This is a genomic window from Flavobacterium denitrificans DSM 15936 (genome assembly GCF_000425445.1).
In the GTDB taxonomy this organism is placed as follows: Bacteria; Bacteroidota; Bacteroidia; order Flavobacteriales; family Flavobacteriaceae; genus Flavobacterium; species Flavobacterium denitrificans.
Genome location: NZ_AUDL01000008.1, coordinates 89,740 through 103,507, shown reverse-complemented (window position 1 = coordinate 103,507; position 13,768 = coordinate 89,740). Strand labels below are relative to the sequence as shown.

The following is a 13,768-nucleotide window of genomic DNA, read 5'->3' as shown; positions in this document are numbered from 1 at the left end:
CAATTCACAAGCATGTAAAAATAAAAAAACCGCTCTAAATAAATAGAACGGTTTTTATAAAAGTATGTGATATTATTTTTAGAACATGAATCCAGCAGAAATTTGGAATACTGAATTTTTAATGTCAGCATTTTTTGAAGCTTCTGTCAAACCTAAACCATAACGGCCTTGTAAAAAGATGTTTTCAGTAAGTTTTACTCCTAAACCTGCATTAACACCAAATTCGAATGTTTCAGCATCCTCAATATCAAAATCATTTCTTTGACTAACTAAGAAAGAGGCCTGTGGACCCACTTCTAAACTAAATGTTTTGTTTAAATAAAATTTAGCCATAACTGGAATCGAGATATAGCCTAATTCGTTTTTAATATCTTCACTAACATCGTCGAATTTATATGACGCACCAGTAGTAGAATATAAAAGCTCTGGCTGAATAGAAAATTTTTCCAATAATTTCACTTCCGCAACTAAACCAGCATGATAGCTTGTTATTCCTTCCTTGTCAATTGATTCTGGAAAGTCTCCTGTTTGGCTTGCAAAGTTAACCCCAGCTTTTACCCCGATTTTTAATAATTGTGCGTGTATTGCAGTTGATGTTGCAAGGAACAATACAGCTGCTAAAAGTAATTTCTTCATAAAAAATGATTTTAAAAATTGGTATTTTATTTATTTTATATAGATCAAAACTACATTAATTATAATTTATTGTTTTATATCCAAGATTATAATATTATTAAAATTCTCACTTTTATGTGGATGATTTTCTGAGTATTTATGTTAATTCCTTGGTTTCCAGTTGTTTAATTGTAGCTTAATTCTGTCTTATTTTATTATTTTTTGACCTTAGAGAGGATTTTTTTTAGTAAGCATATTTTTACTTTCGTCTTCGTAATTAAAAAAATATATTATGAAAAAAGTTATTTTGGCTGCTATTGCAGTTATGACATTCGGTTTTGCAAATGCACAAGAACAAACAGCAAAAGGGAAATGGTTAATTGAAGCTAATACCGCTTTTGGAGCGGGAACAGGTAATACCGCTTTTAGTTTGATGTCAAGAGATGGAGATACATCTTGGAATATTGGTGCTGAAGGAGGTTATTTTGTGGCAGATAATTTAGCTGTTAAATTAGGATTAGGATATGGTGATGATGGCGATAGCAATGTTTTCTCTTATAAAGTTGGAGCAAAATATTATTTATTGGATAAATTTCCGCTTGAAGCTTCTTACACAGGAGCAACTATAAAAGATGTTGATAAAAATCCTTCTTATATAGGTTTGCAAGGTGGATATGCTTGGTTTGTAGCAAAAAATGTTTCTGTTGAGCCTGGTCTTCGTTATAATATTTCTATGAATGATGATTATTATAAAAGTTTCCTACAGTTTAACATTGGATTCGCATTACATTTTTAAACAAAAAACATTTAGTTAGTTTTTGTTGGCCTTCCTCAATTTTGAGCAGGGCCTTTTTTTTTGTTACAGTACTAATTTATTTGTTAAAAATCTAATTTGTTTTTAGTAGGGATAATTTTATATTTGATTCATTAAATTTTAACCCAAAATAAATTAGAATGAAAAAACTTATTTTATCTGCCATTGCACTAATGGCTTTTGCATTTGGTAATGCTCAGGAAACAAGATTTGGAATAAAAGGAGGTTTAAATATTACAAGTTTTGCTGGTGGAGATTATTGGGACACCAAATCTTTAGTTGGTTATCAAATTGGAGGTTTTGCTGAGATTAAAATTATTGACAGATTATCAATCCAACCAGAGGTTTTGTTTTCTGCACAAGGAGCAAGAATTGAATTTGGAAACGCTGATTCAGATATTAAATTGAATTATATCAATGTTCCGGTTTTAGCGAAATTTTATATCACAAAACAATTTACTGCTGAAGCAGGTCCACAACTTGGATTTTTAGTTTCTGCTAAAAATGAAGGAGATGATGTAAAAGATAATTTTAAATCTGTTGATACAGGTTTTAACTTTGGAGTTGGTTACAATTTTACAGATAATTTCTCAGCTGGAATTCGCTATACAGTTGGTTTGTCTAACATTGCTGATTATGATGTTGACGATATTGATGAGTACTACGACAGCCCAAAAAATAGTGTTTTTGCTTTGACTTTAGCTTATAAATTCAATAAATAAAAAAAAACATTTTTAAAGCCTCCTTGTATGGAGGCTTTTTTTTTGCTCGTATATTATTGTTTTTTTGTTGTCAATCAATTTGATTAAATAAAAAATGAAAAGATTAAAGGAAATATTTTGACTGCCTTTGCAATAATGTAATTGGAGTATTGGGTTGTACTTTAATCAAATTTTTAAAAAATCATCAAATAATTTTGTTTTTACGCTTTTCCGTAATGTTTTTGATTATGGTGCTCCTATATTTGACTCATTAAATTTAACCAAACAAAAAAATCAAAAGAATGAAAAAAATTATTTTATCTGCGGTTGCAATTATGGCATTTGGATTTGCGAATGCACAAGATGTTAAATTTGGAGTAAAAGGAGGTTTGAACTTTGCTAATCTTGGAGGTGATTTAGATGGCGACGGCGTAACAAGCTTTCACGTTGGCGCTTTAGCTGAAATTAAAGTAAATGATAAATTTGCAGTGCAGCCTGAGGTATTGTTCTCTGGTCAAGGAGCAGATTTTAGTGAAGATGGTTTTGACTCAATGTTGGAGCTTTCTTATTTGAATGTTCCAATTATGGCTAAATATTATGTTATAAATAAGTTAAGCCTTGAAGCTGGCCCACAAATCGGATTTTTATTATCTGCAAAAAATGAAGGGGAGGATATTAAAGACTCTTTTAAAAGTGTAGATTTTGGTCTTAATTTTGGAGCAGGTTATGATATTACCGAGCACTTTTTCGCTGGAGTTCGTTATAATGTAGGTTTGTCAAATATTGCTGATCTTCCAGAGGAAGCTGATTTTAAAACTAATAATGGTGTATTCTCAGTATCTGTAGGATATAAATTCTAATAAAGACATAAAAAATACAGCTTAGCCTTTCGTTGATCGCGGAAGGCTTTTGCATGAAATTTAATAACCAAAAATAAAAACAAAGAATGAAAAAAATTATTTTATCTGTAGCTGCAATTATGGCATTTGGATTTGCTAACGCTCAAGATGCTAAATTTGGAATAAAAGGAGGTATGAACCTTTCTACTTTAACCGGTGATATTGAAGATCCATCGTCGAAAGTTGGTTTTCATGTTGGGGGTTTTGCTGAAATAAAACTTTCTGAAAAATTTGCTGTTCAGCCTGAGCTTTTATATTCAACACAAGGAGCAAAGGAAAAAGGAGAATTTGAATATGAAGGTAATGTATATGATGCTGAAATCGATTATAAATTAGCTTACATTAATTTGCCTATTATGGCAAAATATTATATTGTTGATAAATTTAATGTTGAAGCTGGTCCTCAAATTGGATTTCTAGTTAGTGCAAAAGCTGAAGCGACAGTGCTAGGAAATTCTGCAGAAGAGGATGTGAAAGATAGTTTTAAATCAGTTGATTTTGGGCTTAATTTGGGTGCAGGATATGATTTCACAGATAAATTTTCAGCAGGTGCTCGTTATAATATTGGATTGTCTAATATGATTGATGGCGAAGCAGCAGATTATGTTAAAGCTCACAACGGTGTTTTTTCATTATCTGTAGGGTACAAATTCTAATTTAAGAAAACATCATAAATATTTAAACCTTCCTAAATTCAGGAAGGTTTTTTTATATCTAAAAAGTGTTTACTTTGTAATTATGAACTGGAACAGATATATAAAAGATTATCAATCGTATTTGCGAATTGAGAGGGGTTTGTCTAAAAATACAATTGAAAACTACGGTTTTGATATTGAGCGGTTATGCCTTTTTCTAGAGCAAAATAAAATCGATGTGACTCCAATTAAAATTTCTGATGAAACGTTGCAACAATTTATTTATTCGGTAGCAAAAGAAGTAAATCCACGTTCACAAGCAAGAATAATTTCAGGTTTAAAAAGCTTTTTCAATTATTTGATTTTTGAAGATTACAGAAATGATAATCCTTTGGAGTTAATTGAAAGTCCCAAAACAGGTAGAAAATTGCCCGATACTTTATCTGTTGACGAAATTGATGCTTTAATCGCCGCAATTGATTTGAGTTCGAATGAAGGTGAACGCAATAGAGCAATACTCGAAACTTTGTATGGCTGTGGTTTGCGGGTTTCAGAATTAACAACACTAAAAATATCTGATTTGTATTTTGATGAAGGATTCATAAAAATTACAGGAAAAGGCAACAAAGAACGTTTTGTGCCAATCGGAAAATTAACCAAAAAATATATTGAGATTTATAAAGATGAAGTGCGCCCTGATCTTAATATCAAAAAAGGCCATGAAGATACATTGTTTTTAAACCGAAGAGGGAATCAGCTTACTCGTGCCATGATTTTTACGATTATTAAAGATTTGGCTGTTAGAATCGGATTGCACAAAAAAATTAGCCCGCATACGCTTCGTCATTCCTTTGCAACACATCTTTTAGAAAACGGTGCCGATTTGAGATCCATTCAATTAATGCTCGGTCACGAATCCATCACGACAACCGAAATTTATGTGCATTTAGATCGAAGTTTTTTAAAAGAAGTCATGCATTCTTTCCATCCTAGAAAGTAATTTTTTTGTTTCAGAGTTAATTTTTATTTCAAAAATTAATATCTTGTATGATAATTTCTACTAAAAGCAAATAAAATCGACGAACTGCACGTTTTTAGATTTAAGAGGCAAAATTAGCCTGATTTGCATAAATGTTATTATATGATTTTTGATTTATATGGAAGTGAAGATTGCTTGGAAGTGAATAATTTTTATAAAAAATTATTGGCTGAAATGCCCGATTTGCTTTTTCAATTTGTAATCGATAACAACAACAACTATTCTTTTCCACTGGTCAGCAAATCTGCTGATGATATTTTCGAGATTTCTGCTAAGGATTTTACAAATGATATCAAATTAATTGTTTACGAACGAATTTTTCCGCAAGACAGAGATTTGTTTTTCCAATCATTAGTAAAAGCGAGAAAAGAAATCAAGCCATGGGAAGTAGAGTTTAGAGCTGTTTTGCCCAAAAAAGGACTTCGTTGGTTTAAAGTGTCTTCAAAAACTGAATTATCTCCAGATGATAGTGTTATATTTTACGGGCATGTTTCAGATATTACTGATTTAAAAGATAAAGAAGAGAGGCTTCGTATTTCTGAAGAGCGTTTTCAATTTGCCTTAGATGCTTCAACAGTTGGAGTTTGGGATTGGGATATGGTAACCAATCAAGTTTTCTATTCTTCGCTTTCGCTTAAAATATTAGAATTAGAATCGACAGATGTTTTTGACGATCCAGAACGTTGGGATAAAATTGTTCATCCAGATGATCTTCCGAAATATTACTCCGATATTCATGAACATTTTGATAACAAGATTCCATATTATGAGAATTACCATCGTGTAATGACATCGAGTGGGAATTATAAATGGATTCTTGATCGCGGAAAAGTTATAAAACGTGATGAAAATGGCAAGCCTTTGCGTGTTATTGGGACACATACGGATATTTCTCAGCAAAAAGAAAAAGAGCTTGAGCTTTTAAAAACAATGAAATTATATAGTGATCAAAACAGCCGTTTGCTGAATTTCTCGCATATAGTTTCGCATAATTTAAATACGCAGGCGGGTAATATAAAATCAATATTAGATTTTATTGATGCCGATGTTGACAAGCAGACCGTTAGTGAAATGCTAATTCATTTGAGAACGGTTTCGAATGATTTGAATGATACGATTTCGAATTTAACGCAAATAGTAAAAACCCAAAGCAATATCAATATTGCGGTTGTGCCACTGAAATTGTGTGAATATATTGAAAAAACTATTGCAGCAATTAAAGGTTACGACAAACGAAAAAATGTGACGATTGTAAATAATGTTCCAAACTACTTGACCATTAATTTTAATCCGGCTTATCTGGAAAGTGTCTTGCTGAATTTTACGACTAATGCAATCAAATATGCACATCCGGATCGTGATCCTCTTATTGTTTTTGATTTTGCAATTGAGCCAGAAGGGCATAAGTCATTAAAAATAACAGATAATGGACTAGGAATCGATTTGGCAGTTCACGGCGACCTTTTATTCGGAATGTATAAAACGTTCCATAAGCATGAAGATGCGCGTGGAATTGGCTTGTATATTACCCGAAATCAAATCGAAGCAATGAAGGGAACTATTTGTGTTGAAAGTAAAGTAGGAGTTGGTACAAGTTTTAAAATTATATTTGGCGATTTGTAATTTCGTTTTCCGAATAAGATCATAAAAACAAAAAAGGCTATCTGGAAAGATAGCCTTTTTTGTTTATTTAAAAAGAGAATTACTTTGCAATGTTCACCGCTCTTGTTTCTCTAATTACAGTTACTTTCACCTGACCTGGATAAGTCATTTCTGTTTGTATCTTCTGTGAAATCTCAAATGATAAGTTTGCCGCGTTATCATCAGAAACTTTTTCGCTTTCTACAATTACGCGAAGTTCTCTACCAGCTTGAATTGCATAAGCATTTTTAACACCGCTGAATCCGTAAGCAACATCTTCAAGGTCTTTCAAACGCTGAATGTATGAATCAAGGACTTGGCGTCTTGCTCCCGGACGAGCTCCAGAAATCGCATCACAAACCTGAATAATTGGCGACAATAATGATTTCATTTCAATCTCGTCGTGGTGTGCTCCAATGGCGTTGCATACCTCTTCTTTTTCGCCATATTTCTCAGCCCATTGCATCCCTAAAAGCGCGTGTGGCAAATCACTTTCTGTATCTGGCACTTTACCAATATCGTGTAATAAACCAGCTCTTTTTGCTAGTTTAACGTTTAAGCCTAGTTCAGCAGCCATGATGCCACAAAGTTTAGAAACTTCTCTTGAGTGCTGTAATAAGTTTTGTCCGTAAGATGAACGGTATTTCATTCTTCCCACAACTTTGATTAATTCAGGGTGTAAACCGTGAATTCCTAAGTCGATTACAGTACGTTTACCGACTTCGATAATTTCGTCATCGATTTGTTTTGCTGTTTTCGCAACAACCTCTTCAATTCTCGCTGGGTGGATACGTCCGTCTGTAACCAATTTATGTAATGACAAACGAGCAATTTCTCTTCTAACAGGATCGAAACAAGATAGAATGATAGCTTCTGGAGTATCATCAACAATAATTTCTACACCAGTAGCCGATTCTAAAGCTCTAATATTTCGTCCTTCACGTCCAATAATTCTACCTTTTACATCATCAGATTCGATGTTGAAAACAGAAACGCAGTTTTCAACCGCCTCTTCAGTTCCAACTCTTTGAATTGTATTGATAATAATTTTTTTGGCTTCTTGCTGTGCAGTAAGTTTAGCCTCTTCAATAGTATCTTGAATGTGAGACATAGCTTTGCTTTTAGCTTCAGCTTTTAAGCCTTCAACTAATTGTTCTTTTGCTTCTTCAGCAGAAAGCCCTGAGATTACCTCAAGTTGTTGCAATTGGCTTTTGTGGAGTTTGTCAACTTCAGCTTGTTTTTTGTCTAAAAGCTCAATTTTGTTGTTGTATTCTTGAGTTTTAGCTTCAAAATCATCATTCACTTTTTTAGCTTTCGAAAGTTCATTCGAAACCTGAGATTCTTTATCGCGTACGCGTTTTTCTACTTCAGCAACTTTTTTATCACGTGCTAAAATAACTTGTTCGTGTTCTGATTTTAATTCGATAAAACGCTCTTTTGCTTGAAGAATTTTATCTTTTTTAATATTTTCAGCTTCTAAATTGGCATCTTTCAAAATGGAAGCGGCTTCTTTTTTAGCGTTTTTAATTAGATTAGAAATATTGCTTTTCTCGATGATTTTAGCAATTGCAAAACCTGCTGCAATTCCTACAATACCAATAATGATCGTTATGATGTTCATGTTTGTTAGGGTTTATATATAAAAAAAGCCTACATTAATTGCTTGTATAAACTCGTAAAGACAAGTTTTGAGCTAACTCACTGTTCAAGTTTCCCAGCCAAAAGGAGGGCATACTATAGTAGCGACGATTTGCTCATTCTAAATTGTTAGTGTTGAGTTTACCAATTGTGAACTAATGTAGGCAGTATCTTAGTTTCTGTAAAGAACGTTTATTTTTCGAGATATTGATCTAATAGCGAATTTAATTTCTTAATTCTTTCGATAGTTTCTTCGCCATCGATTGCGTTGTCAATTTGTTTTTGTTCAACTTGTGATGCAAATTGCAGTGCACACATAGCCAATACATCTTGTTTATCACGAACTGCGTAATTTTCTTCGAATTGCTTGATCATGGCATCAATTTTTTTTGAAGCACTTCTAAGTCCTTCTTCTTGAGATGGTTCAACCGTTAAGGGGTAAACGCGATCTGCAATTGATATTTTGATTCTAAGCTTTCCGTCCATGTTTTACTAATCTGATAGTTGTGCTATACAGTAATCAATTTCGCGAATTAATGAATTTATTTTAAGCTTTGTCTCTCTCTTGTTATTGTCGCTGCCGAGCAACGAATTGGCTATCTTAAGTGTTTCATATTGCTTCTTCAAAGCTTCAATTTCTTCAGATTGTTTCTGGATAATTTGCACAGCTTTGGCTAGTTCTAATTGTAAATCCTGATTGTTTTTCTCCAAACCTTTTGATTTCTCAAAAAGCTTCTCGACTTTATATTCAAGAGTATCAATTATTTCGGCAATTACACTCATTATAAATCCTATTCATTACTTAATCATACAAAGTTAGTATTCCTTTTTATTAATGCAATTTTTTATCGATTTTTTTGCAGTTAAAATAAACAAGTAGGTGAAATTCAGTCAATTGTATTTTTGTAGCCAAATCCTCGGATTTCGGCTCTTAATTTTTTACCTTAGCAAAAATGTTGCTTATGAGATTTACGCTGTACACCCTATTGTTTTGTCATTTTATTTTTGCTCAAACCCCATATCCTAAAGATTACTTTCGCGCTCCGCTTGATATTCCCATGCAACTTTCTGGGAATTTTGGAGAGCTGAGGCCCAATCATTTTCATGCTGGATTTGACCTAAAAACAAATCAAAGAGAGGGGCTAAATGTTTATGCTGTTGCTGATGGTTATATCTCGAGAATTAAAATTTCTACTTTTGGCAACGGAAAATGTATCTATATAACACATCCAAACGGCTACACTTCGGTTTATGGGCACTTGCAGACTGCAGTTGGAACAGTTCAGGATTATATTCAAAAAACACATTACAAAGAAAAAGCCTTTGAAATTGAAATGTTTCCAAAACCTGATGAGTTGCCTGTAACAAAAGGGCAATTGATTGCGCTTTCTGGAAATACAGGATCGTCAGAGGGACCACATTTGCATTTTGAAATTCGTGACACAAAATCAGAATTTGTTATTAACCCGATGTTTTTTGGGTTTGATAAAAATATAAATGACACTAAAAAACCATCTGTTTCCGGTCTTTATGCTTATCCAATGGATAATACGGCGGTCAATAAGTCGAAACAGCCTGTGATGCTGAATTTGGCGCTCCAAAAAGATGGGACTTATTTGGCAGGAGCAGTAAAGGCAAATGGCAAGATTGGCTTCGGGATAACAGCTGTCGATTTTGATGACGTTTCAGGAAATAGAAATGGGGTTTTTAATGTTTCTACATTTTTAAACGGAAACCAAAACTATAATTATCAGTTTAATACCTATTCATTTGATGAAATGCGATTCATAAATGCATTTATTGATTATCCTAAATATAAAAAATCAGGACAACGCGTTCAGAAACTTTTCATGAAAACGCCTTTTGCTTTGAGTATTATTAAAACCGATTCGATGCGAGGAATAATTCCCGTTGAACCAAATTTAGCTTCGATGTATCGAATTGAAGTTTCAGATTATTTTGGAAACATGACTACAATTAATGTTCCCATTGAATATGATACTGCGACACCAGTTGTTGCTGAAGCTCCTGTAACGTCGCAATATTTTATTAAGGCAAATCGTGATGCTAATTTTGAAAAAGACAATATGTCGGTATTTTTTCCAGCCGGAACTTTTTACGATGACTTTAATCTAAATTTTGATGTAAAAAATAACAAAATATATGTTCATGATGATGTTGTTCCTGTGCATTCTAATTTTACGGTGACCATCAAAGATGATACTTATGAAGAAGCTTTGAGAGATAAACTTTTCATTGGAAGAAATGGAAGTTATAATGCAACGTCAAGAAAAGGAGATGTTTTTACAGCAAAATCTAAAACGTTGGGACAATTTGGGTTGGTTCTTGATACGATTGCGCCAAAAATTACGATCACAAAGCCAATTCAAGACAAGTGGATTAGCGATGTAAAAAAAATTCAATTTACAATAAGCGACTCTGGGGCGGGGATCAAATCGTATAACGGTTATTTAAACGGGGATTGGATTTTGTTTGAATATGATAATAAAACCAGAAAAATTACGCATACTTTTGATGATGCATTAGTGGCTGAAGGTGCCAATGATTTAAAAATTGAAGTGACTGATAATGTCGGGAATGTAAAAGTTTTTGAAACTCATTTTTTTAGAAGTCAACAAAAATAAAATCACAACTTTTGAATACTTATAAGCTAATACTTGTTTTCTTTTTTTTATGCATTGGCCATGTAGCATTTGCTCAAAATGCACATGTAAAAGGAGTTATTTTGGATGCCGAAAATTATCCTGTTTCGGATGTCAATGTTTCGTGTTTGGGAAATGTTGTTCAGTCAGATTCAAATGGAGTTTTTGATATTGAACTGCCTCCAAACAAAAAAGTATCCTTGATTTTTACACACATTTCTTTAAAAATGCTGAGTTTGTCGGTAAGTTTAAAGCCTGGAGAAGTTTTTCTTTTTAATCCTGTAATGAGCAATTCAGCTGAGCAAATGGGAGAAGTTTTTGTTTCTTCTAAAAATAAAAAACGCGTTCAGGGAATTGTAACTGTAGAGACGGAAACAATTAAGAAGATTCCAGGCGCAAATGCGGGAATTGAAAATATCCTAAAAACATTGCCTGGCGTAAATTCGAATAATGAATTGAGTACACAATATGCAGTTCGCGGCGGAAATTATGATGAAAATTTGGTATATGTAAATGAAGTTGAAGTTTATCGGCCGTTTTTGATTCGTTCGGGGCAACAAGAAGGTTTGAGTTTTACCAATACCGATTTGGTTCAGAATGTTGATTTTTCTGCTGGAGGATTTCAGGCGAAATTTGGAGACAAATTATCTTCTGTTTTGGATATTACTTATCGAAAACCAACTGAGTTCGGCGCTGCATTCGAAGCTAGTTTTTTAGGAGCAAGTGCGGCGGTTGATTTGGTTTCTAAAAACAAAAAATGGTCAGCGGTAACTGGAATTCGTTATCGAAATAATAGTCTTTTGGTGAACAGCCAAGATACAGAAACGAATTACACTCCTGTTTTTGCAGATGTCCAAACGAATATTAATTATGATATTTCTGAAAAATGGCAAATGAGCTTTTTAGGAAATGTTTCTGTGAACAAATATTCCTATGAGCCATTGTCGCGTCAGACAAACTTTGGAACAATTGATCAGCCAATGGCTTTGACGGTTTATTATGACGGTCAGGAAAAAGATAAATATGAAACGTATTTTTGGGCTTTAAAAACGACTTATAAAGCATCCCCGAGTTTGACTCTTAAATTGATTGGTTCTCTTTTTCATACTACAGAGCAGGAACATTTCGATATTTTGGCACAATACCGTTTAGGAAATGTTGATGAAAATGGAAATATTGAAAATATAGATTTTACTCGTGGCATTGGTTCTCAGTTAAATCATGCACGAAACGATTTGGATGCTTTAATTGCTAATGCTGAAGTTAAAGGATTTAAAGAATGGTTAAACGATAGCCAATTGGAATTTGGTTTAAAATACACTAGAGAATCGATTAGAGATCGTGTGGTAGAGTGGGAAATGATTGACTCAGCAGGATTCTCAATTAATCCGCCTTTGGTTATTTTGCCAAAAAATAATCAGCCTTATCAGCCATACACAGGTCCGTTGCTTCCGTATCAAGATATTCGTGCCACAAATTTGAATACAATAAACAGACTTGCGGGTTATATGCAGTTCAACAAAAAGACAGCAATTGGTTCGAGTCAGGTTTGGTATCATCTAGGTGCGCGTTTTCAAAGTTGGAATGTTCAAGGGGCATCGGTTGAGGGGAAAAATCAAATTGTTGTGAGCCCGCGTGTACAATTTGCGATTCAGCCGGATTGGGACATGGATATGGTTTTCAGGATTTCGGGAGGATTGTATCATCAACCGCCTTTTTATAGGGAACTTCGCGATTTAGACGGAGTTGTAAATCCGAATGTCAAAGCACAGGAATCGGTGCATATCGTTTTAGGAAATGATTATAATTTTAAAATGTGGAACCGACCTTTTAAATGGGTAACAGAAGTGTATTATAAATCACTTTCTGATGTAAACGTCTACTCGATTGACAACGTCCGAATTCGATATATTGCCAATAATAATGCAAAAGCTTACGCTCAAGGTTTTGATTTTAGATTAAACGGAGAATTTGTGCCGGGAACTGAATCGTGGGTAAGTTTTGGATATTTGAAAACGGAAGAAAATTACGAAAACAAAGGATATATTGCCAGACCAACAGATCAGCGCTTAAAATTTGCCATGTTGTTTCAGGATTATATGCCCAATATTCCGAGTGTGAAATTATATCTGAATTTAGTTTATAATACTGGATTGCCTGGCGGTGCTCCGGCATATTCAGATCCTTATTTATATCAAAACCGATTGAATGATTACAGGAGAGCTGATGTAGGTTTTGCAAAAGTTTTTGTAGACAGCAGTACAAAAGTAGCCAAAGCAAAATGGCTGAAAGATTTTAAAGAATTGTCAATTGGATTGGAGATTTTCAATCTTTTCAATAATCAAAACGCGATTACAAATACTTGGGTTCGCGATGTGTATTCTAAAAATCAATATGCAATTCCGAATTATATGACTTCGAGAGTTTTTAATATAAAATTGAATGCAAGATTATGATCGAGAAGCGTGAAAAAAGAAAAAGAATTTTTTACGTTCCGGGAATGATTTCTTTGGTTTTTATTCCGTTATTCTGTTTTTATCATTTTTATAAAATTGATGCTTTTAAGGTTTATAATGCTATAGGATTAGGAATGCCTAATAAAAATGATTTTGAAAAGTATAAGGTTGCTACTCTGCGAAATTATAAGGTATTTAGTTTTGATGGAAGTGAGCTAGATGGGAATAAAGAGTTGAATGAAGTGAAACTTTATCTTAGAAAGATGGTAGTTGATAAAGATACTGTAAATGGAGCCAAAATACATTTTGGACCAAAAACATATTATGAAACTTTTATCAGAATTATAGATATCATTGATGAGGAGAAAGCTCCAACATGGGCTATAAATAATAATGATATTTATATTTTAGGAAGCAGTAATACTTATAAAGAAGTTAAAGATACTACTAAGCATTATAGAATGAATTGTGATACCGGAGCTATTATGGCAAAACAAAGACTCTGGATGCGAAAAAATGAAAGAGAAGAAGAAGAACGTAATTTTCAAGTTTCTTTTTTTAAACAAAAATGGAGATCACTTTCGTTAGGTTATTTAGGACTTGTACTTTTAAATATCATCGTTTTAGTAAAATTCAATAAAACCAAATTTTACAATCAAAAATAGTA

Annotated in this window: 13 protein-coding genes; 9 read left to right on the top strand and 4 right to left on the bottom strand. The window is 33.2% G+C overall.

From position 1 onward, the window contains the following. Positions 1-78: 78 nt before the first annotated feature. The gene (locus tag H600_RS0104110; RefSeq protein ID WP_026727605.1) at positions 79-636 is read right to left on the bottom strand and encodes a porin family protein; all 558 of its coding nucleotides are present in this window, start codon (positions 634-636) and stop codon (positions 79-81) included. A 271-nt stretch (positions 637-907) separates the two neighbouring features. Between H600_RS0104110 and H600_RS0104105 the strand changes: the two genes are divergently transcribed. From H600_RS0104105 to H600_RS0104080, 6 genes are all read left to right on the top strand, one after another. Next, on the top strand, positions 908-1,411 hold the full coding sequence (locus tag H600_RS0104105; RefSeq protein ID WP_026727604.1) for a porin family protein: 504 nt from the start codon (positions 908-910) through the stop codon (positions 1,409-1,411). A 158-nt stretch (positions 1,412-1,569) separates the two neighbouring features. Beyond that, complete coding sequence (locus H600_RS0104100; protein ID WP_026727603.1) at positions 1,570-2,151, top strand: porin family protein; 582 nt, start codon at positions 1,570-1,572, stop codon at positions 2,149-2,151. A gap of 281 nt (positions 2,152-2,432) precedes the next feature. Then, the gene (locus H600_RS0104095; protein ID WP_026727602.1) at positions 2,433-2,990 is read left to right on the top strand and encodes a porin family protein; all 558 of its coding nucleotides are present in this window, start codon (positions 2,433-2,435) and stop codon (positions 2,988-2,990) included. A gap of 86 nt (positions 2,991-3,076) precedes the next feature. After that, entirely contained in the window at positions 3,077-3,685 is a 609-nt protein-coding gene (locus H600_RS0104090) for a porin family protein (protein ID WP_026727601.1), read from the top strand. Between the two features lie 82 nt (positions 3,686-3,767). Further along, on the top strand, positions 3,768-4,664 hold the full coding sequence (gene xerD, locus H600_RS0104085; RefSeq protein WP_026727600.1) for a site-specific tyrosine recombinase XerD: 897 nt from the start codon (positions 3,768-3,770) through the stop codon (positions 4,662-4,664). A gap of 141 nt (positions 4,665-4,805) precedes the next feature. Then, on the top strand, positions 4,806-6,326 hold the full coding sequence (locus H600_RS0104080; protein WP_026727599.1) for a PAS domain-containing sensor histidine kinase: 1,521 nt from the start codon (positions 4,806-4,808) through the stop codon (positions 6,324-6,326). Positions 6,327-6,405: 79 nt separating this feature from the next. On the opposite strand, the gene rny is transcribed toward H600_RS0104080, so the two are convergent. From rny to H600_RS0104065, 3 genes are all read right to left on the bottom strand, one after another. Next, the gene (gene rny / locus H600_RS0104075) at positions 6,406-7,965 is read right to left on the bottom strand and encodes a ribonuclease Y (RefSeq protein ID WP_026727598.1); all 1,560 of its coding nucleotides are present in this window, start codon (positions 7,963-7,965) and stop codon (positions 6,406-6,408) included. Positions 7,966-8,174: 209 nt separating this feature from the next. Continuing rightward, positions 8,175-8,468, bottom strand: a complete 294-nt coding sequence (locus H600_RS0104070; protein WP_026727597.1) for a cell division protein ZapA — start codon at positions 8,466-8,468, stop codon at positions 8,175-8,177. A gap of 6 nt (positions 8,469-8,474) precedes the next feature. Then, on the bottom strand, positions 8,475-8,765 hold the full coding sequence (locus H600_RS0104065) for a hypothetical protein (protein ID WP_026727596.1): 291 nt from the start codon (positions 8,763-8,765) through the stop codon (positions 8,475-8,477). A gap of 179 nt (positions 8,766-8,944) precedes the next feature. Between H600_RS0104065 and H600_RS0104060 the strand changes: the two genes are divergently transcribed. Genes H600_RS0104060 through H600_RS0104050 form a run of 3 tightly spaced genes read left to right on the top strand, consistent with a single transcriptional unit; the run spans position 8,945 to position 13,766 of the window. Beyond that, positions 8,945-10,627 (top strand): M23 family metallopeptidase, encoded by a 1,683-nt coding sequence (locus H600_RS0104060; protein WP_026727595.1) that lies wholly within the window; start codon positions 8,945-8,947, stop codon positions 10,625-10,627. Between the two features lie 11 nt (positions 10,628-10,638). Further along, a complete protein-coding gene (locus H600_RS0104055) occupies positions 10,639-13,101 on the top strand; it encodes a TonB-dependent receptor (RefSeq protein WP_051234361.1) in 2,463 nt (820 codons plus the stop codon). Beyond that, positions 13,098-13,766: a hypothetical protein gene (locus H600_RS0104050; RefSeq protein WP_026727593.1), complete on the top strand. Its 669-nt coding sequence runs from the start codon at positions 13,098-13,100 to the stop codon at positions 13,764-13,766. The genes H600_RS0104055 and H600_RS0104050 overlap by 4 nt, the downstream gene beginning before the upstream one ends. Positions 13,767-13,768 lie beyond the last annotated feature (2 nt).

Bases quoted from the DNA above. Each gene is read 5' to 3' on its own strand.
- H600_RS0104110 (WP_026727605.1), bottom strand. From the start codon at position 636: ATGAAGAAATTACTTTTAGCAGCTGTATTGTTCCTTGCAACATCAACT.
- H600_RS0104105 (WP_026727604.1), top strand. From the start codon at position 908: ATGAAAAAAGTTATTTTGGCTGCTATTGCAGTTATGACATTCGGTTTT.
- H600_RS0104100 (WP_026727603.1), top strand. From the start codon at position 1,570: ATGAAAAAACTTATTTTATCTGCCATTGCACTAATGGCTTTTGCATTT.
- H600_RS0104095 (WP_026727602.1), top strand. From the start codon at position 2,433: ATGAAAAAAATTATTTTATCTGCGGTTGCAATTATGGCATTTGGATTT.
- H600_RS0104090 (WP_026727601.1), top strand. From the start codon at position 3,077: ATGAAAAAAATTATTTTATCTGTAGCTGCAATTATGGCATTTGGATTT.
- xerD (WP_026727600.1), top strand. From the start codon at position 3,768: ATGAACTGGAACAGATATATAAAAGATTATCAATCGTATTTGCGAATT.
- H600_RS0104080 (WP_026727599.1), top strand. From the start codon at position 4,806: ATGATTTTTGATTTATATGGAAGTGAAGATTGCTTGGAAGTGAATAAT.
- rny (WP_026727598.1), bottom strand. From the start codon at position 7,965: ATGAACATCATAACGATCATTATTGGTATTGTAGGAATTGCAGCAGGT.
- H600_RS0104070 (WP_026727597.1), bottom strand. From the start codon at position 8,468: ATGGACGGAAAGCTTAGAATCAAAATATCAATTGCAGATCGCGTTTAC.
- H600_RS0104065 (WP_026727596.1), bottom strand. From the start codon at position 8,765: ATGAGTGTAATTGCCGAAATAATTGATACTCTTGAATATAAAGTCGAG.
- H600_RS0104060 (WP_026727595.1), top strand. From the start codon at position 8,945: ATGAGATTTACGCTGTACACCCTATTGTTTTGTCATTTTATTTTTGCT.
- H600_RS0104050 (WP_026727593.1), top strand. From the start codon at position 13,098: ATGATCGAGAAGCGTGAAAAAAGAAAAAGAATTTTTTACGTTCCGGGA.